This is a genomic window from Paraburkholderia sp. NPDC080076 (genome assembly GCF_050281145.1).
GTDB lineage: Bacteria > Pseudomonadota > Gammaproteobacteria > Burkholderiales > Burkholderiaceae > Paraburkholderia.
Genome location: NZ_JBNNWQ010000005.1, coordinates 215,790 through 237,790, shown reverse-complemented (window position 1 = coordinate 237,790; position 22,001 = coordinate 215,790). Strand labels below are relative to the sequence as shown.

The window sequence follows — 22,001 nt, the reverse complement described above, 5'->3', positions numbered from 1 at the left end:
ATGCCCAAGGATCCTGATGACCACCAAGAAGCAAAAGCTCTTCGTCGACGAGCTTCACAAACAGTACGGCGACAACGAAGTTCTCAAGGGCGTGTCGCTCAAGGCCAACGCCGGCGATGTGATCAGCGTGATCGGCTCGTCCGGTTCGGGCAAGAGCACGATGCTCCGCTGTATCAACTTTCTCGAGCAGCCGAACGCCGGGCGCATCTTCGTCGACGGTGAGGAAGTGCGCACGCAGATTGGCAAGAACGGCGCGTTGCGCGTGTCGGACCCGAAGCAGTTGCAGCGCGTACGGACCAGGCTGTCGATGGTGTTCCAGCACTTCAACCTGTGGTCGCACATGAACGTGCTCGAAAATATCATCGAGGCGCCCGTCAACGTGCTGGGTCTGAAGCGCAAGGAAGCCGAAGATCGCGCGCGTGAGTATCTGGAAAAGGTGGGGCTCGCGCCGCGCCTGGAGAAGCAGTATCCGTCACATCTTTCGGGCGGGCAGCAGCAGCGTGTCGCGATCGCGCGTGCGCTGGCCATGCATCCGGATGTGATGCTGTTCGACGAACCGACTTCCGCGCTCGACCCCGAACTGGTCGGCGAAGTGCTCAAGGTCATGCAGACGCTCGCCGAAGAAGGCCGCACGATGATCGTCGTCACGCATGAAATGGCGTTTGCGCGCAACGTGTCGAATCACGTGATGTTTCTGCATCAAGGCCGGGTGGAAGAAGAAGGCCATCCCGACGAAGTATTCAGGAACACGAAGAGCGACCGGCTCAAGCAGTTCCTGTCCGGAAGCCTCAAATAAAAAACTCAACAACACCGGATTCAGCCCGCTATTTGGGTTGTAGTCAAAGTAGCATTACAAGGCGCTTACTAGCGCCTTTTTTGTTTCGCTCACCTGTGCATTCCGGCGATTTCAGCCGCGAAAACCGCGCCCCGCAAGCCTCGAACTCCCGCCTTTTCGCCCTACTCTGCCGCATTTAAAGCGTCAATAGTGGCAATCCTTAACGTTGCCCGCGCCGATCCGTGATTCCCTTGTCGCATAAGGGTTTTCGCGTTTTTCGAAGGCCTTGTAACGGGTCGTCGCGCACATTCGTATTGCAATTTGGAGACATCGATCGAGGCAGGTACTAATTTCTTCTCCCAGTTCAGGGTATTTTTGATAAATTAGTAACCAAAGTAGCAAAACAAAGTTCATTAAAAGTAGTTTCACTTCAAAGCACAGAGGAGAACCGGTCGGCGAGGGATCGGCATGGCGACCAGATAGCCCCAAGGCTACACGTCACGGCAGGAGACCCAATCCACCCGCTAATCTCCCTGGTACCGATTTCTGTTCGGCGCAAATCGCGGCCGAGCACCATTCGCAGTACTGGGTTTCACTTTTTGACAGGGTATGGAGGAGAAGATGAAGAAAGCTTTGCTCGCCGCTGCGCTGATGACAGCCGGTGTTGTTGCGCACGCCCAAAGCAGCGTGACGCTGTACGGCCGCCTTGACGCCGGTATCGAATACATGACGGGCGTTCCGCAAGGCTCGAACGCAGCTGGCCAGGCAACTGGCAGCACGAACCGCTGGCGCGCAGAAAGCGGCGACTGGGGTACCAGTCTGTGGGGCTTGAAGGGCGTTGAGGACATCGGTGGCGGCAACAAGGTCCTGTTCCAGTTGGAAGGCTCCTTCAACACCATGACGGGTGCAGGCCCTGGCGGCGGCGGTCTCTTCAATCGTTGGGCAACTGTCGGCTTGTCGAACGACCAGTACGGTACGTTCACGATGGGCCGCATGCTGTACATCTCGAACGGCGTGTGGGACTTCGACCCGTTCGGTCAATCGAACTGGTCGTCGGCATCGCTGGTGCGTGGCCGCAACTGGCCGCAATCGAGCAACAACTTCGCATACCAGTCGCCGAAGATCGCCGGCTTTGACTTCTACGGTCAATACGCGCTGTCGAACGCAACGAGCTGGAACGGCAACGGCACGACCCCGCAAGGTCGCGAAGCTGGCGCGCAGGTTACCTACACGAGCTCGCTGTTCCAGATTCGCGGTATTTACGACGAAATCCGCAATCCGGCTAACGGCGTGCTGTACGGCCCGAACCCGAGCGCGGTCAACACGGCCAATGTCGGCAACGGCGTATTCGCGGCATCGCGTGAATACTCGGCTCTCGTGAACGTCTTCCTCGGCCAGTTCAAGGTTCAGGCTGCTTACCAGGCTGTCCGTTCGGCAGGTGCGCAGAACGTTCTGCCGGGCCAGCCGACCACTCTGGATCACGAATGGGGCGGTGTGACGTGGCAAGCAACGCCGGCTGCAGCGCTGATTGCGGCGGTCTACCACGTGAACGGCAACAATGGCGCAGGCAACGCGACGATCTACACGATCGGCGGCTCGTACAACCTGTCCAAGCGCACGCTGCTGGACATCCAGATCGCAACGACGCAAAACAGCAAGACGGCTAACTACGGCCTGAATGCTAACAACGCCGGTACGGCAACCAGCACGGACAATCCGCTGCCGGGTCACAGCCAGTCGGGCGTGTACGCAGGTATTCAACACTCGTTCTAATCGAACGGTGTTCCCCGAAGGGACTTCCTTCGGGGCGTAGTCAAGAGTTCTTCAAGAGAATCTTTTTCACGCTGCTGCGAGAGGCGCGTATCGGTGCGATGTCCGAAAGGGTATCGCACCGTTTTTTATTTGAGCGCACGATTTTGCCACCACTCGAACGCACCGGCGCGGTGCACTCATGGTTGTGCGGCTGACTGCAGTTGGCAAATCCCGACGCTCGACACCTGCTTCGAGGCGACGAACTCTGGCGCTTCAAACCGCTGCTTCGTTTTCTTCGCCCGTACGAATGCGGATCACGCGCTCGACGTCCGCGACGAAAATCTTGCCGTCGCCGATCTTGCCGGTGCGCGCCGCGCCGATGATCGCGTCGATCACCTGGTCGCACTGATTGTCCGCCACCACCACTTCGATCTTCACTTTCGGCAGAAAGTCGACCACGTACTCTGCACCACGATAGAGCTCGGTATGGCCTTTCTGACGGCCGAAGCCTTTGACCTCGGTCACGGTCAGCCCGGTGAGGCCGACTTCAGCGAGCGCCTCGCGCACTTCGTCAAGTTTGAACGGTTTGATGACTGCAGTGATGCGCTTCATGGCGAACCTCGTCTCGTGTCTGGAAGAGTGAAAGGGAAATGGATGTTTTTATTCTACGCCGCGCCGGATGCGTTGCGGCAATCCGGCACGCGCTTCGGGTTAGTCCGCAGTCATTCGCCGCGGCTCACTCCACCGGTTCGGTGTAGCGCGACGTGATCGGATAACGCCAGTCGCGCCCGAACGCGCGATGCGTGACGCGAATGCCGATCGGCGCCTGACGCCGCTTGTATTCGTTGATCTTGATGAGGCGCGTGACGCGTTTGACGTCGTCGACCGCATAGCCCGCCGCGATGATTTCGGCGAGCGAGCGGTCCTCTTCCATGTACATGCGCATGATCGCATCGAGGACTTCGTACTCCGGCAAGCTGTCCTGATCGGTCTGGTTCTCGCGCAGTTCCGCCGACGGCGCGCGCGTCAGAATCCGCTCGGGAATGACGTCCCGCTTGTCGAAAGTGGTAGCCTGGTTGCGGTAGTGGCACAGGCGGTAGACGAGCGTCTTCGCAATGTCCTTGATGACCGCGAAGCCGCCGGCCATGTCGCCGTACAACGTGCAGTAGCCCACCGCCATTTCGCTCTTGTTACCGGTCGTCAGCACGATCGAGCCGAACTTGTTCGAGAGCGCCATCAGCAGGGTGCCGCGAATGCGCGCCTGAATGTTTTCTTCGGTGGCGTCTTCGGCGCGGCCCGCGAACTCCTGTGCGAGCGAGCCGCGGAACGCGTCGAACATCGGCGCGATCGCGATTTCGTCGTAGCGCACGCCGACGCGGCGCGCCATCTCGGCGGCGTCCGTGGTGGAAATGTCCGCGGTGTAGCGCGACGGCATCATCACCGCGCGCACCCGGTCCGCGCCGAGCGCATCGCACGCGACGGCCAGCACCAGCGCCGAATCCACGCCACCGGACAGGCCGATCAGCGCGCCCGGGAAACCGTTCTTGTTGATATAGTCGCGCACGCCCATGACGAGCGCGGCATAGACCTGCGCCTCGATCGACAGCTCCGGCGCGATCGGCGCGGGCAGCGGCTTGCCGTCTTCGAATTCGACGATCGCGGTCGCTTCCTCGAACTGCGCCATCTTCGCGACCAGTTCGCCTTGCGCGTCGAGGACGAACGAGCCGCCGTCGAACACCAGCTCGTCCTGCGCGCCGACCATGTTCACATAGACCATCGGCAATCCGGTCTCGCGAATCCGTGCGCGCAGAATGTCGAAGCGCACCGCTTCCTTGTTCAGGTGATACGGCGAGCCGTTCGGAATCAGCACCACTTGCGCGCCCGCCGCCTTCGCCATTTGCGCAGCCGACGCATGCCATGCGTCCTCGCAGATCACCACGCCGTACCTCACGCCGTCCAGCTCGAACACGAACGGCTGCGGGTCGGACGCGAAGTAGCGCTTCTCGTCGAACACCTCGGTGTTGGGCAAATCCTGCTTGCGATAGGTGCCGCGCACTTCTCCGTCGACGATCAGCGAGGCCGCGTTGAAGGTATCGACCGGCGGCACGCCGCGCTCGATCGGCGCGTTTGCATTACCATGGCCGTGCGCCGCGCTGTGCGCAACATCACGTAGGGGATGGCCGACGATCACATGCAGGCCGGCGAACGGCTTCAGTTGGAGAGCGAGGTCGGCCAGCGCCGCCGCGCTCGCGGCATAGAACGCGGGACGCAGCAGCAGATCTTCGGGCGGATAGCCGGACAGCGCGAGTTCAGGCGCGATCAGCAGCTTCGCACCATCGTTGTGCGCGGTGCGCGCGGCAGCGACGATCTTCGCGACGTTGCCGGCGAAGTCGCCGACGGTGACATTGATTTGAGCAAGAGCGATTCGGGTCTTCATGGCAGGATCGACAGGCAAGCCGACGTGGCTTGCGAGTACCGCGGCTGGTTAGCTCGACGGAATGGACAAATCGGATAAACGAACGGCATCGCGCTCAGAGCGCCGCGCCGCTCATTGGGAACAGTCACACAGATTGAACCAGGAACGCTTTGATTATCGCACGGGCATTCTGGCGTCGCCCTCCGAGGTGGACGCCGCAGAATGGAACGCCCTTCTCGCGCAGCAGTCGCAGCCCACGCCGTTTCTGCGGCATGAGTTCTTGAGCGCCTTGCATGCGACCCGCTGCGCGGTCGCGGATAGCGGCTGGGCGCCGCAATTCGTCACGCTGACCGACCCGCGCACGGACAAGCTCGTGGCCGTCGCGCCCGTGTATCTGAAAGGGCACTCGTACGGCGAGTACGTGTTCGACTGGGCCTGGGCCGACGCCTACAAGCGCAACGGTTTGCCGTATTACCCGAAGCTGTTGTGCGCGGTGCCGTTCACGCCGGTGCAAGGCAACCGGTTGCTGTCGGCGGATACGCATGCGCTCAGGCATCTGGCGGCAACGCTGATGGCGTTCGCCGAACAGGCCGACGTGTCTTCGCTGCACGTGCTGTTTCCCACCGAAACGGAAGCGGACGCGCTCACCGAAATGGGCATGATGCAACGCGAAGGCGTGCAGTTTCATTGGCTGAACGACGGCTATCGCGACTTCGACGATTTCCTCTCCACGCTCGAACAGAAGAAGCGCAAGAACATTCGCGCCGAGCGCCGTAAAGTGCACGAGGCCGGCGTGACGATGCGCCGGATTCGCGGCGAGGACATTCAGGACGCGGACTGGCGTTTCTTCAGCAAGTGCTATCGGCAGACGTATCGCGAGCACTTTTCGAGTCCGTATCTGAACCTCGATTTCTTCCGCATGATCGGCGCGTCGATGCCGGAGAACCTGCTGCTCGTGATCGCCGAATACGAAGGCAAGCCGATCGCGAGTTCGCTCGTGGTGTATCAGCGCGACGCGAAAACCGGCGGCACGCTGTATGGCCGCTATTGGGGCGCGCTGGAACACGTGCCGTGCCTGCACTTCGAAACGGCGTACTACCAGCCGCTCGAATTCTGCATCGAGGAAAAGCTCGGCGCGTTCGAAGGCGGCGCCCAAGGCGAGCACAAGATGGCCCGCGGCTTCCTGCCCACGGTAACGCGTTCGGCGCACTGGCTCGCGCATCCCGCTTTCGCCGATGCGGTCGGCCACTTTCTCGACAACGAAAAGAACAGCATCCACGCGTATGTGGACGAGCTGCGCGAACACAATCCGTTCAAAGGCTGAAGCGCATTCATGGCTTGGTTTCTCTATCTGCTCGAATGCTCGGACGGCAGCGTCTACACAGGCATCGCCGTCGATGTGCAGGCGCGCTTCGACAAACACGTGAGTGGCGAGGGCGCGCGTTATACGCGTTCGCGTAAGCCGGTGCAGGTGCTGGCGTCGTTCGAATTGACGGATCGGTCAAGCGCGTCACGCGCGGAGTATTGGGTCAAGCGGCTGTCGCCGTCCGAGAAGCGTGCGCTTGCGGCGGGCATGCGCACGCTCGAATCGGTGATGCCTTTGCCTGAGCCCGGAACGATTGCCGACGACGAGCAAGCTCAAGAAGAGCAAACCAGCAAGTCCTGATGCTTGAGCTTCGTGCCGACTTGCACCGCCTTGGCTATCCCCTCGCCTCACGCATCCGCTCGTTGAGCAGCCGATGCATCAGTGCAAGCTCGCCCACCGCATCGGCTTCCAGTGAGGTCAGCCCGTCTCGCGCGGGAAGCGCGAGGCGCACCGGCCGCAAATTTCGACTCAACGCGGTGTCGATGTCCGCGCTCACGGTCGCGACCCACGCGCCGAGTTCATCGTGCATGTCGCGCCGGTTCGTACTCAGGCGCAGTTGCGTCGCGGTGCCGGCCATTCTTCGCAACACGCTCAGCACCGTCAGCGTGACGGTATCGACCATCGAGTCCTCGAGTTTTTCAAGGCGCATCCGGCCAATGGCTTCCTCCGCGTTATTGCTGCCCAGACCCGCGGCGCGGCGCAAGCGCTCCATGTCCTTCTCGCTGCGGCGAGGCGATTCCAGCGCGGCCCTCAGATAGGCGAGATTGGCGCGCACCGCCTCGGCCAGATACGCGCGATAGTCGATCTTTTCGCGCGTCGGCCAGAGATAGAACGTGGCCAGCAGCGCCAACACGCAGCCGAGCACGTTGTTGCCGAGCCGCGTGAGCGCATAGGCGAATTCGCTCGCGCCCGGCGTCGCGAAGTCGGCCACCAGCACGAAGGTCGGCGTAAGGAACAACACGAAGAGGCTGTAGCTGACGGGACGCAGCGCCATGGTCGCCATCACCAGCGGAAACACCGCGAGCGAAATGCCGAGCGGCGAATGGATCGCGTAACCAATACCCACCGCCAGCACGCCGCCGACGATGCTGCCCGCCGCCCGCTCGATACTGCGCGGCCAGGTCGCGGCAATCGACGGTTGCAAGATCAGCAGCGTCGCCATGGTGGCCCAGTAGCCGAACGGCAGACCGAGCGCGCGGATCACGAGAAAGCCCGTGGTGGTCGTCACGCCGACGCGCGCCGCATGCCGCAAGCCGACAGATTCGACCGACAGGTTGGCCTTGAGCGTCGACCAGGTTCGCGTGAAGAGCCGCGCGGCGCTGTCGCGCCAGCCTTCAGGCTGCGCATGCACCGGCGTGAAGTCGACCAGTTCGAAGTCGGACTTCAGCTTCACGGGTTCCATCAAGGCTGTTTCGAGCCGCCGCGCAAAACGCCGCAAGCGAAGTTGCAAATCGGCGAGACGCGCCCACTGTGCGTCGTTGGCGGCCGCGCCGATGCCGCGCAGCACGTCGCCCATGACTGTCAGCAGGCGGGCCGCGCGTTTCGCGCGCCATGCGTCGTCGGGGACTCGTTCACATGCACCGGAGACGGCGATCAGGTACGCGAACAACGCTTCGCCGTCAGTCAGCAAGCCGAGCAGCGTGTCGTAGGTTTCACGGCCGCCCGTTCTCGACGCGGGCACGCGCGCCAGCACTTTGCGCGAGCGCTCCAGCGCGGCGCGGGCATCGGCGCGAAATTTCGCGGCATGCGTGGCCCACTCGCCGCGTGCCGCGCGTCGTTCGAGCAGGCGGGCGCTGTCCAGTGCGATATCGGCGAGCCGCAGGTACACGGCGCGCAGCGTCGAGCGGCTCGTGCCAAACGGATGAATGCGCCAGACCGTCAGGCTCAGCGCCACGGCAAACAGACATCCGACCAGATAGATGCCGAGAAACGCCATGCCTTGCCGAACACTGTGCATCGGCCGGTCGACCATCACGACGCATGCGGTCGCCGCGAGAATCGTCACCTGCGAAGTGGCCGCGCCCCAGATCCTGCCGAACGCGCCGAGTGTCGTAAATACCAGCACCGCGAGCGCGGCGAACACGGCTCCAGCGCCGGAAGCGTAAGCCGTCAGGCCACCGCACAGCGTGGACAGCACCGCGAAGCCCATCATCGACGCAAAGCGGGCGCGGTTCGAGCCGGCCGCGTCGGCGAGGCAGGTCCAGAAGGCTCCGATCGCGGCCCACGCGAAGGCCGGTTCGTGCAGCACGTTACCGAGCGCGAGCATGGCCGTCGACGCGCACGCCGCCCTCAAGCCTTCGGACAGACTGGCTTCGCTCGTCGAAAACGACACCATCCATACCGGCCGCTTGCGGTAGATCGCGCTGACGACGGCATACAGCCAGTTCGACCAGCGTTGCGAAGACGACGGGTTGGACTTGCGATTCAACATCCGAACGGTGTGCTCCAAGGAAACGCGGATTGGCGCTGCGTCAGCGCATCGTGCTAGCCAGCGGCAGGCAGGCGCATGCAGATGCATGCACGCGACCAATCATAAGGGTTTACGCCTAGATATAAAAATGGCTTCGGTTCATCCTCTCGATGCACTGTGGCTATGCATCCACACTCAAGACCAGGCGACGCACGACGGCCTCGTGTTTCGACAGTCCATGAAATAACCGCGCGGCCTTTGCTGGCTCGCGCGGTTTTTTGTCTGTCCGGAACGCCGCCAAAGTCTTGCCGGTGCAGCGGTACCCGACCCTCTCTTACGGCGAAGCCGATGCCATGGGGTCCGGTCTCAACCCTGCGCTCAGCGGTTTCGTAGCATTGGCCTTCGCGTTGGCGGTCAAAGTCGTTCCAATGTCGGTTCTAGCCTTCGCAGCCGTTAGTCTTCATAGCGCCGTACCGACAAACGGTACGTAATGGTCCGCGGCACTCCTGCTTTGAAGACCATTCCGGTGCGGCCGGCGAGCGGATGATTGGCAGGCGGAATCGCCACCCGGCTGAGGTCAAAGAAGCTGTTGGCCGGTTCCACCCCTACAGCGAAGTGTCGTCCTGACCAGGGTTCGTGTGTACGCCCACCGTTGCTAATCCAAAGCAACGCATCGGGAAGTTCTTCTGCATTCCAGTCGAGCGATACATCGGCGTGCTGCTCCGGGTACCGCAACACAAACGGCGGCTTACATTCTGCGATTTGCAACAATTCCTCGGTTGTTTCGGGCAACGGCAGGCGGGTCACGTCCATCGGCCCTTGCGTGGTCGGAATTTCCTTCAAGGTCGAGATGGTACTGTTCGGCAGAATTCGCGAGACGCCGGGCTCTGGTGGAACCGGGTAGCTGTAGATGGCCTGATACTCGCAAGCAAGGATTTCAACGCCTCCCACTGAAACAGCAAAAGTCGGATGAAGGGCGAACGGCAAATTCACGTCACGACGGGCGTGGACGGTAAGTGAGACGACCAGCGCGGGTGCGTCAGGCTCAACTTCGATCGTGCGCTCAAGCCTCTCAATCTCGCTGTCAGAGGGGTAGGCAATTTGAAGCGTGAGCATGCGGTCGCTTTGCTCCACCAGTTGCCACATGTGATTCGCGCCATACCCGTGAGCCCAGTCATCATCGGCGCCACGAATCCGGAAATCGGGCGGCAAGCCCGTAGGTACGTCGACCATTCCGAACGGAAGGCAAGGCCATTCCCCGCGCAACGCGCGCATAAGTCCAGGTCGGTGCACATCATCCTCCCATGGAGCAACGTGCAGCGGAGAGACAGGACGTCCGCCTCCAAGGTCAAAGCGCACCGGCGCAAGCATTCCACCAAGTGCTTGAACCTCCGCCTCGCCGTGTGCCCATTTCAACGTCCAGCGCTTGATTGATTCCATCGCGAAGTTTTATCAATGTTCAACTGGAACTCCAAAGATACTCGAGGAAGGCAACGCATAGTGCATCGCTTCGTGGGGTGCCAGAACCCATGAATGGGCCTTACGATGACCACTGGAATTGAACATCGGCTCGCTCTCTAGTTAAATCAATCAAGGTCGCGTTCACTTCGTCAGTTTTCTGAACCCATTGTTCTGCTGCAGCCCGGTCCCGGCCGAAACCAATATGCCGAGTAACAAGACGCTGCCGTCGCAGGTCCGGGTCGACGTTGACATACCAGACTTCGTCGAGCAATGGTCGCGCAGCTTTCCAATGGCCGTTCTCGAGAAGAAGATAATTCCCTTCAGTGATTACAAGCGGCATATCAGGCGCCACAGGGATTGCGCCGGCGATGGGTTCTTCAATTTCCCGGCGAAACGTGGGAGCGTAGATTGTTTCGTCGTGACGCTGCTCACGCAGGCGCCTCAGAAGTGCAATATAGCCCGCACTGTCAAACGTATCTTCCGCACCTTTGCGGGATGCGCGACCGAGCCGCGCGAGTTCGATATTCGCAAGATGAAACCCGTCCATCGGCACAACCACTGCCTTTCCGGGAAAAGCATCAAGGATTGCTTGCGCCAGTGTTGATTTGCCTGCACCCGGCGCACCAACCAAACCGAGGATGTAGCGCCGCCCGTCAGAAACTAACTGGTGGAGGCGACCGAGATAGCGGTCTTCAATCGTCGACATAATCCAGGGTACTCCAAAAAAGTGGCGGTCGGCGAGAACTCTTCTTATCCTCGCCAAAGCTCCGATTGCCGAGCCATTGTCGCGACACTTACTTCACCCGCCAGGTGTCTAGTGGTGCGTTTTTGCTTTTGCGGCGGCGTTGATGCCACCAGCGATGAACTCCCGCGCATGTTTGGCCAGGTCCATACCGTCGTCCCACAAGTTGCGCCAGATTGCCAACGCATTGGACAGCTGCTCGTTGACGACCGTCGACGAGAAGCTCTCAAAAGTTACGACTCCCTTGTAGTCAATCATGGCGAGTGCGTGGAAAAACTGAGAGAAATCGATCGTCCCCGACCCGAGATACCCGCGATTGCTTTCCCCGATATGAACGTAGCCAAGACGCTTGCCACATTGCAGAACCGGCTGCATAAAATCGGATTCCTCAATGTTCATGTGATACGTATCGAGGTGAACGACAACATTGGGCGCATCGACCTCGTCAATCATGGCAAGCGCCTGGGAAGCGGTGTTCAGCAAATTGCTCTCGTAGCGATTTACCACTTCAAGCCCAAGCGTCACGTTCTTCTTCAATGCGAAATCAGCAATGCGCTTGAGCGAATCAATTGCATTACGGCGGCCTTGCTTGGTAACCGGTGCGTTGTATTTCCCCATCGCACCATAAAGAATCCCGCCGAAGTAGCCTCCACCCAGCTCTGCCGTGACGCTGATACCTTCCTCCAGCATCGAAACCCCGCGTGCGACCGTAGCAGAGTCCTCGCTGGACACGTCCGCATCAAAGGTGAGACCGCGCGAGCAACCGATATCCAACTCATGCTCTTGCAGCAAATCCCGCGTGAGCGCCAGGTCCATGACCTTCGGACCGTGCAACGACAGTTCAGCCAGGTCGAAACCAGCAGCTTTGGTCTGGCTCAAGACTTTGCGAGTCGATTCGGGGGTGAGGTCGCCAGCCCATACCAGTGCGTGTACGCCAAGCTTATTCATTGTGTAACTCCTTCAGATGCGGTCACGCGCCTGCGGACCAAAGTTTTCGAAATGCCCTTCGCCCATGCCCAACGGAAGAGCATCACAGCAAGCAAGAACACGCCCCACAGCGCAGTCGCCAGGTGTTGGTTGGCACCGAGCAAATTGAGGCCAGAAGCGATAACCTGCAGAATCACAAGTGCAATCACGACCGGTACCACGCGACCAAAGCCGCCGAACGGGTCCACGCGACCCAAGAAGCACGCAAGCACGGAGATGAGTAGAAAGGCCTCGCCATGGCCAACGCGAACCGAGTTGAACTGGGCCGCCATCACCACGCCAGCGACGCCGCACATCAGCCCCGACAGCATGTAGATTCGGGTGACGGCACGTGTCGTCGCGATGCCGGAATATCGCGTTGCTTCCAGATTCGAACCAATCATGCGTGTGGCGAAGCCTAGCCGCGACCGTGTCATGACAACGTGCCAAAGTAATGCGCAGCCGAGAAAAATCAGGAGGGGAATCGGTACGCCGAGGAAGACCCCGTTGCCCATTTCGCGCACAAACGGCGGGAACCCGGAGATGTCGCCGCCACGAGTGAGGAACTCCCCCAATCCGCGCAAGAAAATCATCATCGACAAGGACACGAGGATGGGGCTTGCTCCCGTACGCGCAATGACGGCGCCCATCACCCAACCGGCGGCGGCGCCTGTGGCCAACGCGGCAGCGATGCCGAGGATGATGGCTAAAGCGCCGGCGTCCGCTCCGCCGTACGTACGAAGCACCCACGCCATGGCCAACCCCGAAATGTTCGCAGTGAAAGTCACCGAGAGATTGAAGCCGCCGGAAATCAAAGGCATCAGCATGGCCAGCGTAAAGAACCCGAGCTCCGGCAACTGGAACGCTACCGACACGAATGTGCTCGCCGAGAAAAAGCGGTCAGATGCGAAGCTCAGGACAGCGACGACCAGGATGAGAAATCCAAGCAATCCGGCGACGTCTGCCGGTACGAGCGGCGCGCGTTGAGATGAGGACATTTTCATGACGAGGCCTTTACGCTTTGTGACGTGAATCGCGCTCCGACGAGCTTGGCGAAGCCGCCGCTCGACAAAGTAATGGCGATGAGGATGATGGCTCCGATGATCATCTTGAACGCGTACGGCGAGATGCCGAGCAAGTTCAGGCCGTTGGCGGTGATAGCGGTCAGGAGGATGCCGAGGATGGCGCCGAGAATCGTGCCGCGGCCGCCGCCCAACCTTGCACCACCGAGCACTACGGCAGCGAGCACATCCAATTCGCGGCCGTAAAATGCATTCGGAACGACTTCCTGCACGTAGTGGGCTTGCATGAGTCCGGCAATGCCGGCCATCATGCCGAGCCATCCAAAGGCGATGTAATGCATCGCACCTATGTTGACCCCCACGCGTCGCGCCGCCTCGGGGTTGTCGCCCATTGCGTAGAGCTGTCGACCGGTTGTCGTGCGCCGCAGCAGAAACCATGTTGCTATGACCATGACGACCATCACGGCCACAGGCAGTGCGAGATTCGCATTGCCACTCGCGGTGTTGAAATGGATGAGGGAAACTCTGTTCGTCCACCAGTCCGGCAGGTCGTAGATAGAGACCCCGCCCGTGAGAAACATCAACCCGCCGAAAAACACATTGAACGTGGCAATCGTCACCACAATTGAAACAATGCGAAATCTGTAGATAATCGTGGCGTTGATTGAGCCAAGCAGAAATCCAAAAAACGCGGACACAATGAAGCCAAGCGCCCAGTTACCACCACCGAGTCGCATCACGGTCAACGCAGTGAGGTACTGAACCACCGATGCGCCGACGGCGAACGAGATATCAATGCCACCAGCGATCAGCACCACCAGTAGCCCGACTGCGAAAATGATGTTGACGGAACTCTGGTTGAGCAGGTCGAACAGATTTGGAAGAGTAAGGAATGTCGAGGTTGAAAGGCTGAGGCCAATCACCATGATGGCGATTACGAGAATCAGGAGGGCCTCGATCGAACCGATTCCGAGTTTGCGAAAATCAGGCATGGACGTCTCGCTCGATTTGTTCCATCGTTGTCATTCCCGGCACGTACTCGTGAACAATGCGGCCGTCGCGCATATGCAGAATTCGGTCGGAGTTGAAGTAGACCTCTGGAATTTCGTCCGATATCAGCAAGATGGCCATACCCTCAGCAGCGAGCTTGTGAATGATGGCGAAGATGCCGGCACGGGCGCCGACATCGACGCCGACGGTGGGCGAATCCAGAATAAGGAGCTTCGGGTTTGTTGCCAGCCACTTGGCGAGCACGATGCGCTGCTGGTTGCCGCCCGACAGCGTGGAGACCGCATCGTCCGGTTTTCCAATCTTCACGGCCAGTTGTTGAATCCAGTCTTGAATCAGCGCGTTTCTTTTTTTCGCAGCAATGAGATGGGTGCCATCCAGAAGGTTGTCCAACACCGCCGCGACCGTGTTGTCTCCGATTGATTGCGGCTGGACAAGGCCGAGTTGGAGTCGGTCTTCAGATACGTAGGCTATCCCTGCCTGGATAGCATCACGATTCGTGCGCAGCGAAATCTCTTTTCCGTCGAGCTGGATGGAACCCGCACCTGGGCGCGTCATTCCGAAAAGCGACAATGCAACTTCCGTTCTTCCTGCGCCAAGGCGTCCCGTCATGCCAAGAATCTCGCCTCGTCGCACTTTGAACGACACGTCATGGTATTGACGGGCTCGCGATAACCCCTGTACCTCCAGCACAACCGGCGCTTTCGTCAGGTCTGTCGTGCGCACTTCATAGTCGAAAGTTCGGCCCGTCATCAATTCCGTGAGGCGGGTTTGCGTCATCCCTTCGGTGGGAAAGGTGCCGACGTACTGTCCATCGCGGAAAACGGTCACGCGGGTGCAGACGTCCAGCACTTCAGCGAGCCGGTGGCTGACGAACACCACGGCAATTCCGTCCGCAGAAAGTCGCCGGACAATTTTCAGCAGAGCTTCGGTCTCGGCATGGCTGAGCGAGGCAGTCGGCTCGTCCATGAAGACAAGACGTGCGTCGCGAACAAGCGCTCTGGCGATGGCCACGACTTGGCGCTGGGCAATTGATAGCGAGCGAACAGAACGGTTGAGGTCGATGGAGACTCCGAGCCGCTCGAGAATCCGGCGGGCCGCCTCCTTCATCTTTCCGTATCTGACGATACGCGGACGAGACCCCAGGTTCTGCTCGAAAGCGATGTTTTCCGCGACGGTCATTTCGGGGAAAAGCGCCAGGTCTTGCCAGATGACCTGAATACCGAGGTCACGGGCCCTGGCCGGGTCGAGCCCTTCGATTGACTCACCGTCCATGAGCATCACTGCGCCAGGCTCCGGCTGGTAGACCCCACTGATAATCTTGATGATAGTGCTCTTGCCGCAGCCATTCTCGCCCGCAAGGCAGAGAACTTCTCCGGGCATGACGTCGAACTTCACGGCCCGCAGCGCCTTAACGCCACCGAAGATTTTGGAAATGTTCTCGAGCTTGAGCAGTGGCATGCAATCGCCGTCGAGCGCGCCCGATGCCATGTGCGCATCACCTCGTTGAGAACGGTGGACGTTGATGGAAGCTGGTTGACTCATGGAAACGCTCCGGTGGTACTTGCACGCGACTGGCTGGCGACCAGATGTGTCGTACCGTTAACTTCCGGGTGAGCAGCGCTACAACCGCGCTCACCCGTTCGGTAAAAGGATTGCGGTCAGAGGCCCATCTTTGCGAGGTCGTCGACGGTTTTGGCGTTGAGGTCGACCAGTTGGTCGACAATCAGGTTGTGACCGTCGGGATGAACAACACCCAGACCCGGAATATTCGTGCCGTCCTTAATCGGCTGCCCCTTTACGAGCATCGTGCCCAGCGTCACAAACACTTCGCCGGCGACTTCTGGATTCCACATGTACCCGCCGCTCAACACGCCATCGTGGACGAGCTTTCGGCCCTGTCCAGGCGAGAACGGCCCGAGAACCAGGACCTTTCCTTTCGCCTGCTGCTCCGCGACGGCGCGAGCTGCCCCAATCGGGCCCTGACTGCCGAACGCAAGGATGCCCTTCAAGTTAGGATGAGCGCGCATCAGGTCAAGCGCGGTTTTGCGCGACGCGTCCACGTCTTCAGCGACGCCGTAGCGATCGCCGACGAGGGTCATCCCGGGATAGTTGGCCTTGATGTAGGCGATTGCCGCATCCGCCCAGGCGTTATGGAGCGGCACTGTCAGCGAACCGACGAAAACGGCGTATTCGCCCTTCCCGCCCAGCGCCTCGCCAAGGCGTTTTCCGTAGGCTTCGCCGAAACCTTTGGACGAGGCCAGTTCAAAGTCCCAGTCCACGTTCTGCTGCTTCGGTGACTCGTGGGTGATGACCTTGATACCGGCGGCTCTGGCGCGCTGAAGAACGGGTTCCAGAACCTGTGCGTCGTTCGGCACGACGCCGATGACGTCTACGTGCTGCGCAATCAAGTCTTCGATGGCTCGTACCTGGAGCGCAGGGTCAGCGCTCGTTGGCCCCACCATGAATGCCTTGACGCCGAGTTGGTCGGCGCGCTTCTTGATGCCCGCTTCCATGGCGTTGAACCATGGAATGCCGCCAATCTTCACAACGACACCGATTACAGGCTTGTCAGGCGAGGCCGATGCAAAACTCGTCGTCAAAGCGAGCGCGACTGCGCCGGCACCCAAAGTGCGGATGATGTTCTTGAACATGTCTCCTCCGGTAGACGCCTGGGCACGCAGACGCCCTAAATGAGTGATTAAAGGCCCGACTTCGCATCTTGCTAAAGTTGCTAAATCCATTTAGCATCTCGGGTGGGTGTATGCTGAATCTATTTAGCACTTCGGTCGAGCCGGAAAAACCCTGGTATTGGGCACTGTCGGGAAACGGCTACCTTTTCGGGACAATACGGCGCAATGCCCTCGGAGCAACTTGATGGCAAGCAGCAACCCCGGACGCAAGTCCACGATTTATGACGTCGCAAAGGCGACAGGTTCTTCGACGGCTACGGTCAGCATGGTGCTGAACGGCAGTTGGGTCCGCTATCGAATCAAAGAGGAGACTGCGAACCGAATACTCGAAAGCGCGCGTCAGCTTGGGTATAACGTCAACATGAAAGCTCGAGGACTGCGGCTGTCGCGCTCGGGTCTGGTGGGTATGGTTCTTCCCCATTATCGGAACCGTTTTTTTGCGGGGCTCGCCGAGACCTTCGAAGAGCAGGCGCGTAGTCGCGGACTTTGCCCAATAGTCGTGGGCACTCAGCGCGACCCCGCAGTCGAGGTGAGCGTTACCGAAACACTCCTTTCGCAGCGGGTTGAACTGCTATTTATCGCCGGCGTGCGTAACCCGACACCATTGAACGAGCTCTGTTCGGCCGCGGGCGTCCCTTCCATCAATCTGGACCTGCCAGGCGACGGTGCGCCGTCGGTCGTATCCGATAACCGCAAAGGCGCTCAAGCTATTACGGACGTGCTGATTGACAAGCTGCTAGCACGCGGCGCGGCGCCAGACGAGTTGGTCTTGCTAGGAGGTGTCGCGGATGAATATGCGACTGAGATGCGTATCGCAGGATTCAGAGACGCTTTCGAAGCTCGTCAAATGACGCCTGCGGCAGATGCAATCGACTGCTGTGGATATAACGCCGCTGCTGCCAAACGCGCACTCACGATTCGCTGTGAAAAGCTTGGGCGACTGCCGGCCGGTTTGCTGATGAATTCGATTACCGCGTTTGAAGGGGTGGTTCAGTTCACGTCAACGTTGCCGCCTGACGCGTGGAAGTCTGCGGTTGTTGGCTGCTTCGACTGGGACCCATTCGCGGCAAATCTACCTTTCGACGTGACCATGTTGCGGCAGGACGTGCAAACAATCATTTCTGAAGCGTTCAAGCTGGCCGAAAACTATGACTCGACGGACCGGTCTCTGATTCTCGTGCCAACGGGTCTGGGCAAGAAGTTTGAAGAAGCCGACCAAACGAAGGAGTTTGACCGATAACTTCGCTCTGGAAATAGTGGCGTTCTTTACAACGGGCTGACCATTTTCTATGGCCATCACGGGCGCGTAATGCTCAGTATAGATGCGTGAGTCTCGCACCTTACGCTCGGCGCACTGAATGTCCTCCAGTTCGCCGCGCTTCCAGGCAATTTTGTCGGTAGCGATTCGCTGACTTTCGGTTGCAGTCTTGGTCACTTTTACCTGGAGTGACCGGCCGGCGTCCGTTAGCCGTTTACGCTGCTTAAACAGGACATTATCCGAAACGACGCAAGCGCTATGGGCGTGCGGTGTCGACGAGATTTTCTGTGAACTTTAGCCAGCGTCAGGCTGCCAAACATCATGTGGCGGCTCGGACAATTGCGTATGACAAGCGTATTGCTGGTAGACGATGATGAGGAGACGTTGGCGGCATGGAGCGCCAGTTGTGCCGCTGATGGATTTGAGGTTAGGGGCGCGCGCGACGGCCAATCAGCATTGGCAATGTTCGTCGAATTTCCTGTGGACATTGTGGTTGCCGACTGGCGTATGCCGGTGATGTCGGGAAGCGAACTCTGTCACCAACTGCGCACTCTTCCCGGACTAGCCGATGTTGTCTTCGTACTGGTTTCAGGAGAGCCGAGTCCACCCGCCTTCGTCAGCTACGACGGTTTCCTTCGCAAGCCCGTAGATGGGCAAATTTTACTGGCTACCATGCGACGGCTGCTGACAGAGCACGCAACGCATCGAGAGCACCGGCGCGGCGGAACGAAGGAATGAAGCGAACGTCTGCTTTTGTGCATGATATACGGCGTCACTCGCGTAGATTGACGCTATCGTGTCGAGGTCTTTCTTCGCCACGGCGGTCATCCATGCGTCGTACCGGAATAGGAGATGTTTTCGGATGTCCTGCTCCGTCGTGGCTTCATTCCTTCAAGATTCTCGGCGACCATGTTTAGGGAATGGGTCGAAGGCGATTAGCAAAGTCCCACAGGCGATGCATTGGATTCGTCCTTTGCGCCGCCTCATGGGAGTGCAATAGGCGGCAGGGACTACGGAAGCCCCTGCCGCGCGGTCAATTGAGCGAGCCGCGTTGTTGCTGGTCCTTCTCCTGCGATTCGAACAGCGCCTTGAAATTGCCTTCGCCAAATCCGTCTTCTCCGCGGCGTTCAATAATTTCGAAGAAGACCGGGCCGATCTGGCGCTTCGTGAAGCGTTGGAGCAGAATCTTCTGCGGACCCTTACCGTCGACCAGGATGCCACGCTCGGCCAGACGCCTGATGTCGAGGCCGTGCCCCGGAAGACGTCTATCGATTCCGTCGTAATAGTTCTGCGATGGCGCCGCCATAAACTCGACGCCGGCGGCACTGAGCTTTTGAATGGTGTCTTCGATGCCGGACGTCAGCAGCGCGATGTGTTGAATCCCTTCGCCACCGTAGTCACGGATGAATTCATCGTTCTGGTTGAGCACGCCAGGTTGGTCGTGGGCGGCAGCTGCCACCGGAATCGACACGCGGCCGCACGGGCTCACCATTGAGCGCGCACGCATTCCGGACATGTGGCCTTTGACTTCGAGATACTGCTTCTCCGCAAAGCCGAACGTGTCGCGGTAGAAGTTGGCCCACAAATCTAGGTTCTTGGGGTGGACAATATTCGACGTATGGTCGACGGCCAGGATATTGGCGTCACCTTCCTGCGTGTTTCGGGCTTCGACCGGAAGCGAGAAAATTTCGCGGAAGTCGCTGTCAACAAAGTACACGAGACTGTCTCCGATACCGAGAATCGTCGGCGTGTCGAGGACAAACGCTCCTTCCTTTTCGGCAGAGGCGCTAACCGCACCGCCGGCCACTGCTTGCTCGCGTGCAGCCTGTGCTTTGTTGACGCGAATGCCAATCGCCCTCACCGACGCACCATGCCGGGACTCGAACGCGTTCGGATTCCCATTAACGATGAACGCGGCCGCGCCTTGCGTCATCAGGAGCATGCCGCTCCTGGACTTACCGCGAAGACAGAAGCCAAGTTGCTCGAAGAGATCGACGAGCTCCATCGGTCGGGATGAGACGAATTCGACGAAGGCGAATCCGTCAGTTTTTACTCGAGTACTCATGATATTAGGTGGCATTCCAAAGTACGGGCCACGCGCGGAAATAGGCATCGCCGCAAAGGGAGTCGACTGGTATTCCACGAAGTCACCAGCGAAGAGAATCTTCTGCTCCGGCGTGAAAATTACTTGCGGGTCGCAGCGACGACCTTGATTTCGACGATAAGCTCAGGGCGAGCCAGCGCGGCGATGCCGAGAATGGTCCATGCCGGGAAGTCGGAGCGGATGTATTGCTCTTTTACCTCGCGGAAGGTGGCGAGTTGCGAGCCAACATCGACGTGATAGGAAACAAGCTCGACGACATCCGTGAAATCGAGGTCCATATGCTTGAGCACGGCTTCGATGCGCTTGAATGCGACGTCGACTTGCTCCTTTGGGTCCTCCGGAATCGACCCGTCGGCGCGCAGCCCGATTTGCCCCGCGATAAACACCAGCCCGTTGGCCGTCACGGCCGGCGAATACTGGAACAGGTCGAAAATTCGATTGCTTCCGAAGGTTGCGTCATCGTCAGGAAGACGCAGGCGCTCGATTTTGCTCATGGCAGTCCTTCAATCAACTGGAGTAGTACGGGGAAATTGATTCCAACGTGACCACTTTAAGTGACCGCCCAGGCTGCAGTCTGTATAGCGAGTTACCAAATCAGCCGAGAAGTTTGGACGAATCGAGCACCCAGATGCGACGCTGCCGCAGTTCAATCGCGCCGAGCGTCGTCAACCGCTTCAATGCGCGTGTGACAGTGACGCGGGTCGCGCCCGTCATTGCGGCGATTTGTTCGTGCGTCAGAGGGATGGATATCAGCGTCCCGTTCTCGCGCTTCTCGCCGTACAGCTCTGCCAGCCGCCCCAGCAGTTCCCCGATTCTCATCTCCGGCTTCGGAAGTGCAAGGTATTGAATGCGGGAGGCCAGGATCCGCTGCTTGAGCGCAACAATGCGCATGAGGGAGATGGCAAGTTCCGGGCAGGACGGAATGACGCCTGTGATAACCCTGATGTCGAACTCAATCAGTTCCGAATCCTCGGCTGCGATGGCTGTCGCAATGCGCGGAAAACCGTCCATTGCAGGGGACTCGCCAAACATCGCCCATGGCCCCATCATTTCAAGCATGAACTCGGCGCCATCGCTTTGAAAAATCGAGACCTGAATACGGCCAGAAAGCAGAAAGTAAAAGGTAAAGCCGAGTTCGCCCTGACGATAAATCATGCTGCCCTTCTCGACCTTTATCTTCCGACCGAGATGGGCCGCGCGAATCCACACGCCAGCAGTAGCGTCGTCCATATGCCATGTCTCGGTGGTCGCCGCGGCGCTCTTGCTCAAGCCTGTCCCCTTTCATGTAGGCGTGCCGACGCGCGTATTGTGGCACGAACGTAAGACCGGTTCGACTGCGGGTTCGGGTGCCTGGTCACGAAGACGCTTGATAAGCGCAAGCACTTCCTTCATCTGGCGCACAGAGATAGCAGTAGTCGGTTCTACACTTCGTCTCTTATACGTGGCGCGTCGGCGGACATATCCGGGACCGGCAGTGTTGCCCTGGTTGCGGCGGACAGGCTGTTGGTTGCAAATCCAGCGAGGTCCAGCCAATCTGCAGGGTGGTCTACGCTCGCGAGAAAGTCATCCAATGCTGCTCGCGAAAGCGACACGCTTGCATTGCTTTCAAGCGGGTGAAACAGAAACGTCGACTCCCGGGCCAGCCCTGAGTCGATGACAAGTCGAACACACCTGGCATCATCATTGACCAACGCAAGGGGGCTCAGAGAGCCAGTCCGTATTCCCAGCAATTCGAAGAGCTTGTCTGCGGACGCGAACGAAAGCCGTTTGCTACCCAGAGCTTCGGCGACCGCGGACAGGTCAAGCGATTTGGTGGCGGTGGTCACTACGAGAAAGTACCGGCCTTTCTTATCTTGGAGGAGCAAGTTTTTACAGCGTGCTCCTTCCAGCGAAAGCGTCAGCTTTTCAGAATCGGCCATATTGAGCACCGAATCATGCTCCTCGCAGAAAAATGGAATCTCCCTTTGTTCCAGGAGATTCAGTAGCTCGTCTTTTCCTAGCATGCTGTTGTCTATCTGTAACCAAAAA

The 22,001-nt window shown here is 59.3% G+C and carries 20 protein-coding genes; 6 read left to right on the top strand and 14 right to left on the bottom strand.

Translation table 11 applies throughout. The features are described 5' to 3' along the window. The first annotated feature begins 16 nt into the window (after nucleotides 1–16). On the top strand, nucleotides 17–796 hold the full coding sequence (locus ACQKRQ_RS22585; protein ID WP_342960076.1) for an ABC transporter ATP-binding protein: 780 nt from the start codon (nucleotides 17–19) through the stop codon (nucleotides 794–796). Between the two features lie 600 nt (nucleotides 797–1,396). Beyond that, nucleotides 1,397–2,548 carry a porin gene (locus ACQKRQ_RS22580; RefSeq protein WP_132375539.1) on the top strand — a complete coding sequence of 384 codons (1,152 nt, stop codon included), beginning with the start codon at nucleotides 1,397–1,399 and terminating at the stop codon, nucleotides 2,546–2,548. Between the two features lie 252 nt (nucleotides 2,549–2,800). Here the strand turns inward: ACQKRQ_RS22580 and glnK are convergent, their stop codons facing one another. Next, the gene (gene glnK, locus ACQKRQ_RS22575) at nucleotides 2,801–3,139 is read right to left on the bottom strand and encodes a P-II family nitrogen regulator (RefSeq protein ID WP_006048444.1); all 339 of its coding nucleotides are present in this window, start codon (nucleotides 3,137–3,139) and stop codon (nucleotides 2,801–2,803) included. 124 nt (nucleotides 3,140–3,263) lie between these two features. After that, nucleotides 3,264–4,964, bottom strand: coding sequence for an NAD+ synthase (locus ACQKRQ_RS22570; protein ID WP_427479505.1), 1,701 nt, complete (start codon nucleotides 4,962–4,964; stop codon nucleotides 3,264–3,266). 133 nt (nucleotides 4,965–5,097) lie between these two features. Between ACQKRQ_RS22570 and ACQKRQ_RS22565 the strand changes: the two genes are divergently transcribed. Both ACQKRQ_RS22565 and ACQKRQ_RS22560 read left to right on the top strand, forming a co-directional pair. Then, nucleotides 5,098–6,267, top strand: a complete 1,170-nt coding sequence (locus tag ACQKRQ_RS22565; protein WP_427479503.1) for a GNAT family N-acetyltransferase — start codon at nucleotides 5,098–5,100, stop codon at nucleotides 6,265–6,267. A gap of 9 nt (nucleotides 6,268–6,276) precedes the next feature. After that, entirely contained in the window at nucleotides 6,277–6,609 is a 333-nt protein-coding gene (locus tag ACQKRQ_RS22560) for a GIY-YIG nuclease family protein (protein ID WP_427479501.1), read from the top strand. A 34-nt stretch (nucleotides 6,610–6,643) separates the two neighbouring features. On the opposite strand, the gene ACQKRQ_RS22555 is transcribed toward ACQKRQ_RS22560, so the two are convergent. The 8 genes from ACQKRQ_RS22555 to ACQKRQ_RS22520 all read right to left on the bottom strand — a co-directional run bounded on the left by ACQKRQ_RS22555 (nucleotide 6,644) and on the right by ACQKRQ_RS22520 (nucleotide 16,572). Further along, entirely contained in the window at nucleotides 6,644–8,740 is a 2,097-nt protein-coding gene (locus ACQKRQ_RS22555; RefSeq protein WP_427479499.1) for an FUSC family protein, read from the bottom strand. Nucleotides 8,741–9,172: 432 nt separating this feature from the next. Then, complete coding sequence (locus ACQKRQ_RS22550) at nucleotides 9,173–10,159, bottom strand: hypothetical protein (protein WP_427479497.1); 987 nt, start codon at nucleotides 10,157–10,159, stop codon at nucleotides 9,173–9,175. A gap of 100 nt (nucleotides 10,160–10,259) precedes the next feature. Continuing rightward, nucleotides 10,260–10,886 (bottom strand): nucleoside/nucleotide kinase family protein, encoded by a 627-nt coding sequence (locus ACQKRQ_RS22545; RefSeq protein WP_427479496.1) that lies wholly within the window; start codon nucleotides 10,884–10,886, stop codon nucleotides 10,260–10,262. 108 nt (nucleotides 10,887–10,994) lie between these two features. Beyond that, complete coding sequence (locus ACQKRQ_RS22540) at nucleotides 10,995–11,870, bottom strand: sugar phosphate isomerase/epimerase family protein (protein ID WP_132375553.1); 876 nt, start codon at nucleotides 11,868–11,870, stop codon at nucleotides 10,995–10,997. Next, nucleotides 11,867–12,892 (bottom strand): ABC transporter permease, encoded by a 1,026-nt coding sequence (locus ACQKRQ_RS22535; RefSeq protein WP_408180362.1) that lies wholly within the window; start codon nucleotides 12,890–12,892, stop codon nucleotides 11,867–11,869. Before ACQKRQ_RS22535 ends, ACQKRQ_RS22540 begins: the two co-directional genes overlap by 4 nt. Then, nucleotides 12,889–13,902 carry an ABC transporter permease gene (locus ACQKRQ_RS22530; RefSeq protein ID WP_427479493.1) on the bottom strand — a complete coding sequence of 338 codons (1,014 nt, stop codon included), beginning with the start codon at nucleotides 13,900–13,902 and terminating at the stop codon, nucleotides 12,889–12,891. Before ACQKRQ_RS22530 ends, ACQKRQ_RS22535 begins: the two co-directional genes overlap by 4 nt. Then, the gene (locus tag ACQKRQ_RS22525; RefSeq protein ID WP_427479806.1) at nucleotides 13,895–15,409 is read right to left on the bottom strand and encodes a sugar ABC transporter ATP-binding protein; all 1,515 of its coding nucleotides are present in this window, start codon (nucleotides 15,407–15,409) and stop codon (nucleotides 13,895–13,897) included. The genes ACQKRQ_RS22530 and ACQKRQ_RS22525 overlap by 8 nt, the downstream gene beginning before the upstream one ends. A 170-nt stretch (nucleotides 15,410–15,579) precedes the next feature. Next, nucleotides 15,580–16,572 (bottom strand): substrate-binding domain-containing protein, encoded by a 993-nt coding sequence (locus ACQKRQ_RS22520; protein WP_132375561.1) that lies wholly within the window; start codon nucleotides 16,570–16,572, stop codon nucleotides 15,580–15,582. 223 nt (nucleotides 16,573–16,795) lie between these two features. Here ACQKRQ_RS22520 and ACQKRQ_RS22515 point away from each other — a divergent pair, with 223 nt between their 5' ends. Next, complete coding sequence (locus ACQKRQ_RS22515) at nucleotides 16,796–17,851, top strand: LacI family DNA-binding transcriptional regulator (protein ID WP_132375563.1); 1,056 nt, start codon at nucleotides 16,796–16,798, stop codon at nucleotides 17,849–17,851. 363 nt (nucleotides 17,852–18,214) lie between these two features. Next, nucleotides 18,215–18,607 carry a response regulator gene (locus tag ACQKRQ_RS22510; RefSeq protein WP_132375565.1) on the top strand — a complete coding sequence of 131 codons (393 nt, stop codon included), beginning with the start codon at nucleotides 18,215–18,217 and terminating at the stop codon, nucleotides 18,605–18,607. 295 nt (nucleotides 18,608–18,902) lie between these two features. Here the strand turns inward: ACQKRQ_RS22510 and ACQKRQ_RS22505 are convergent, their stop codons facing one another. From ACQKRQ_RS22505 to ACQKRQ_RS22490, 4 genes are all read right to left on the bottom strand, one after another. Further along, complete coding sequence (locus tag ACQKRQ_RS22505) at nucleotides 18,903–20,012, bottom strand: 4-hydroxyphenylpyruvate dioxygenase family protein (RefSeq protein ID WP_427479490.1); 1,110 nt, start codon at nucleotides 20,010–20,012, stop codon at nucleotides 18,903–18,905. Between the two features lie 41 nt (nucleotides 20,013–20,053). Further along, nucleotides 20,054–20,467, bottom strand: coding sequence for a RidA family protein (locus ACQKRQ_RS22500; RefSeq protein ID WP_408289362.1), 414 nt, complete (start codon nucleotides 20,465–20,467; stop codon nucleotides 20,054–20,056). 100 nt (nucleotides 20,468–20,567) lie between these two features. Next, complete coding sequence (locus ACQKRQ_RS22495; protein WP_408316783.1) at nucleotides 20,568–21,242, bottom strand: Crp/Fnr family transcriptional regulator; 675 nt, start codon at nucleotides 21,240–21,242, stop codon at nucleotides 20,568–20,570. Between the two features lie 152 nt (nucleotides 21,243–21,394). Then, nucleotides 21,395–21,976: a prolyl-tRNA synthetase associated domain-containing protein gene (locus ACQKRQ_RS22490; protein ID WP_427479487.1), complete on the bottom strand. Its 582-nt coding sequence runs from the start codon at nucleotides 21,974–21,976 to the stop codon at nucleotides 21,395–21,397. Nucleotides 21,977–22,001: the final 25 nt, after the last annotated feature.

Coding starts and splice junctions, on each gene's coding strand:
- ACQKRQ_RS22510 (WP_132375565.1), top strand. CDS start 18,215: ATGACAAGCGTATTGCTGGTAGACGATGATGAGGAGACGTTGGCGGCA.
- ACQKRQ_RS22540 (WP_132375553.1), bottom strand. CDS start 11,870: ATGAATAAGCTTGGCGTACACGCACTGGTATGGGCTGGCGACCTCACC.
- ACQKRQ_RS22545 (WP_427479496.1), bottom strand. CDS start 10,886: ATGTCGACGATTGAAGACCGCTATCTCGGTCGCCTCCACCAGTTAGTT.
- ACQKRQ_RS22560 (WP_427479501.1), top strand. CDS start 6,277: ATGGCTTGGTTTCTCTATCTGCTCGAATGCTCGGACGGCAGCGTCTAC.
- ACQKRQ_RS22555 (WP_427479499.1), bottom strand. CDS start 8,740: ATGTTGAATCGCAAGTCCAACCCGTCGTCTTCGCAACGCTGGTCGAAC.
- ACQKRQ_RS22500 (WP_408289362.1), bottom strand. CDS start 20,467: ATGAGCAAAATCGAGCGCCTGCGTCTTCCTGACGATGACGCAACCTTC.
- ACQKRQ_RS22535 (WP_408180362.1), bottom strand. CDS start 12,892: ATGAAAATGTCCTCATCTCAACGCGCGCCGCTCGTACCGGCAGACGTC.
- ACQKRQ_RS22585 (WP_342960076.1), top strand. CDS start 17: ATGACCACCAAGAAGCAAAAGCTCTTCGTCGACGAGCTTCACAAACAG.
- ACQKRQ_RS22515 (WP_132375563.1), top strand. CDS start 16,796: ATGGCAAGCAGCAACCCCGGACGCAAGTCCACGATTTATGACGTCGCA.
- ACQKRQ_RS22580 (WP_132375539.1), top strand. CDS start 1,397: ATGAAGAAAGCTTTGCTCGCCGCTGCGCTGATGACAGCCGGTGTTGTT.
- ACQKRQ_RS22550 (WP_427479497.1), bottom strand. CDS start 10,159: ATGGAATCAATCAAGCGCTGGACGTTGAAATGGGCACACGGCGAGGCG.
- ACQKRQ_RS22520 (WP_132375561.1), bottom strand. CDS start 16,572: ATGTTCAAGAACATCATCCGCACTTTGGGTGCCGGCGCAGTCGCGCTC.
- ACQKRQ_RS22525 (WP_427479806.1), bottom strand. CDS start 15,409: ATGGCATCGGGCGCGCTCGACGGCGATTGCATGCCACTGCTCAAGCTC.
- ACQKRQ_RS22530 (WP_427479493.1), bottom strand. CDS start 13,902: ATGCCTGATTTTCGCAAACTCGGAATCGGTTCGATCGAGGCCCTCCTG.
- glnK (WP_006048444.1), bottom strand. CDS start 3,139: ATGAAGCGCATCACTGCAGTCATCAAACCGTTCAAACTTGACGAAGTG.
- ACQKRQ_RS22490 (WP_427479487.1), bottom strand. CDS start 21,976: ATGCTAGGAAAAGACGAGCTACTGAATCTCCTGGAACAAAGGGAGATT.
- ACQKRQ_RS22570 (WP_427479505.1), bottom strand. CDS start 4,964: ATGAAGACCCGAATCGCTCTTGCTCAAATCAATGTCACCGTCGGCGAC.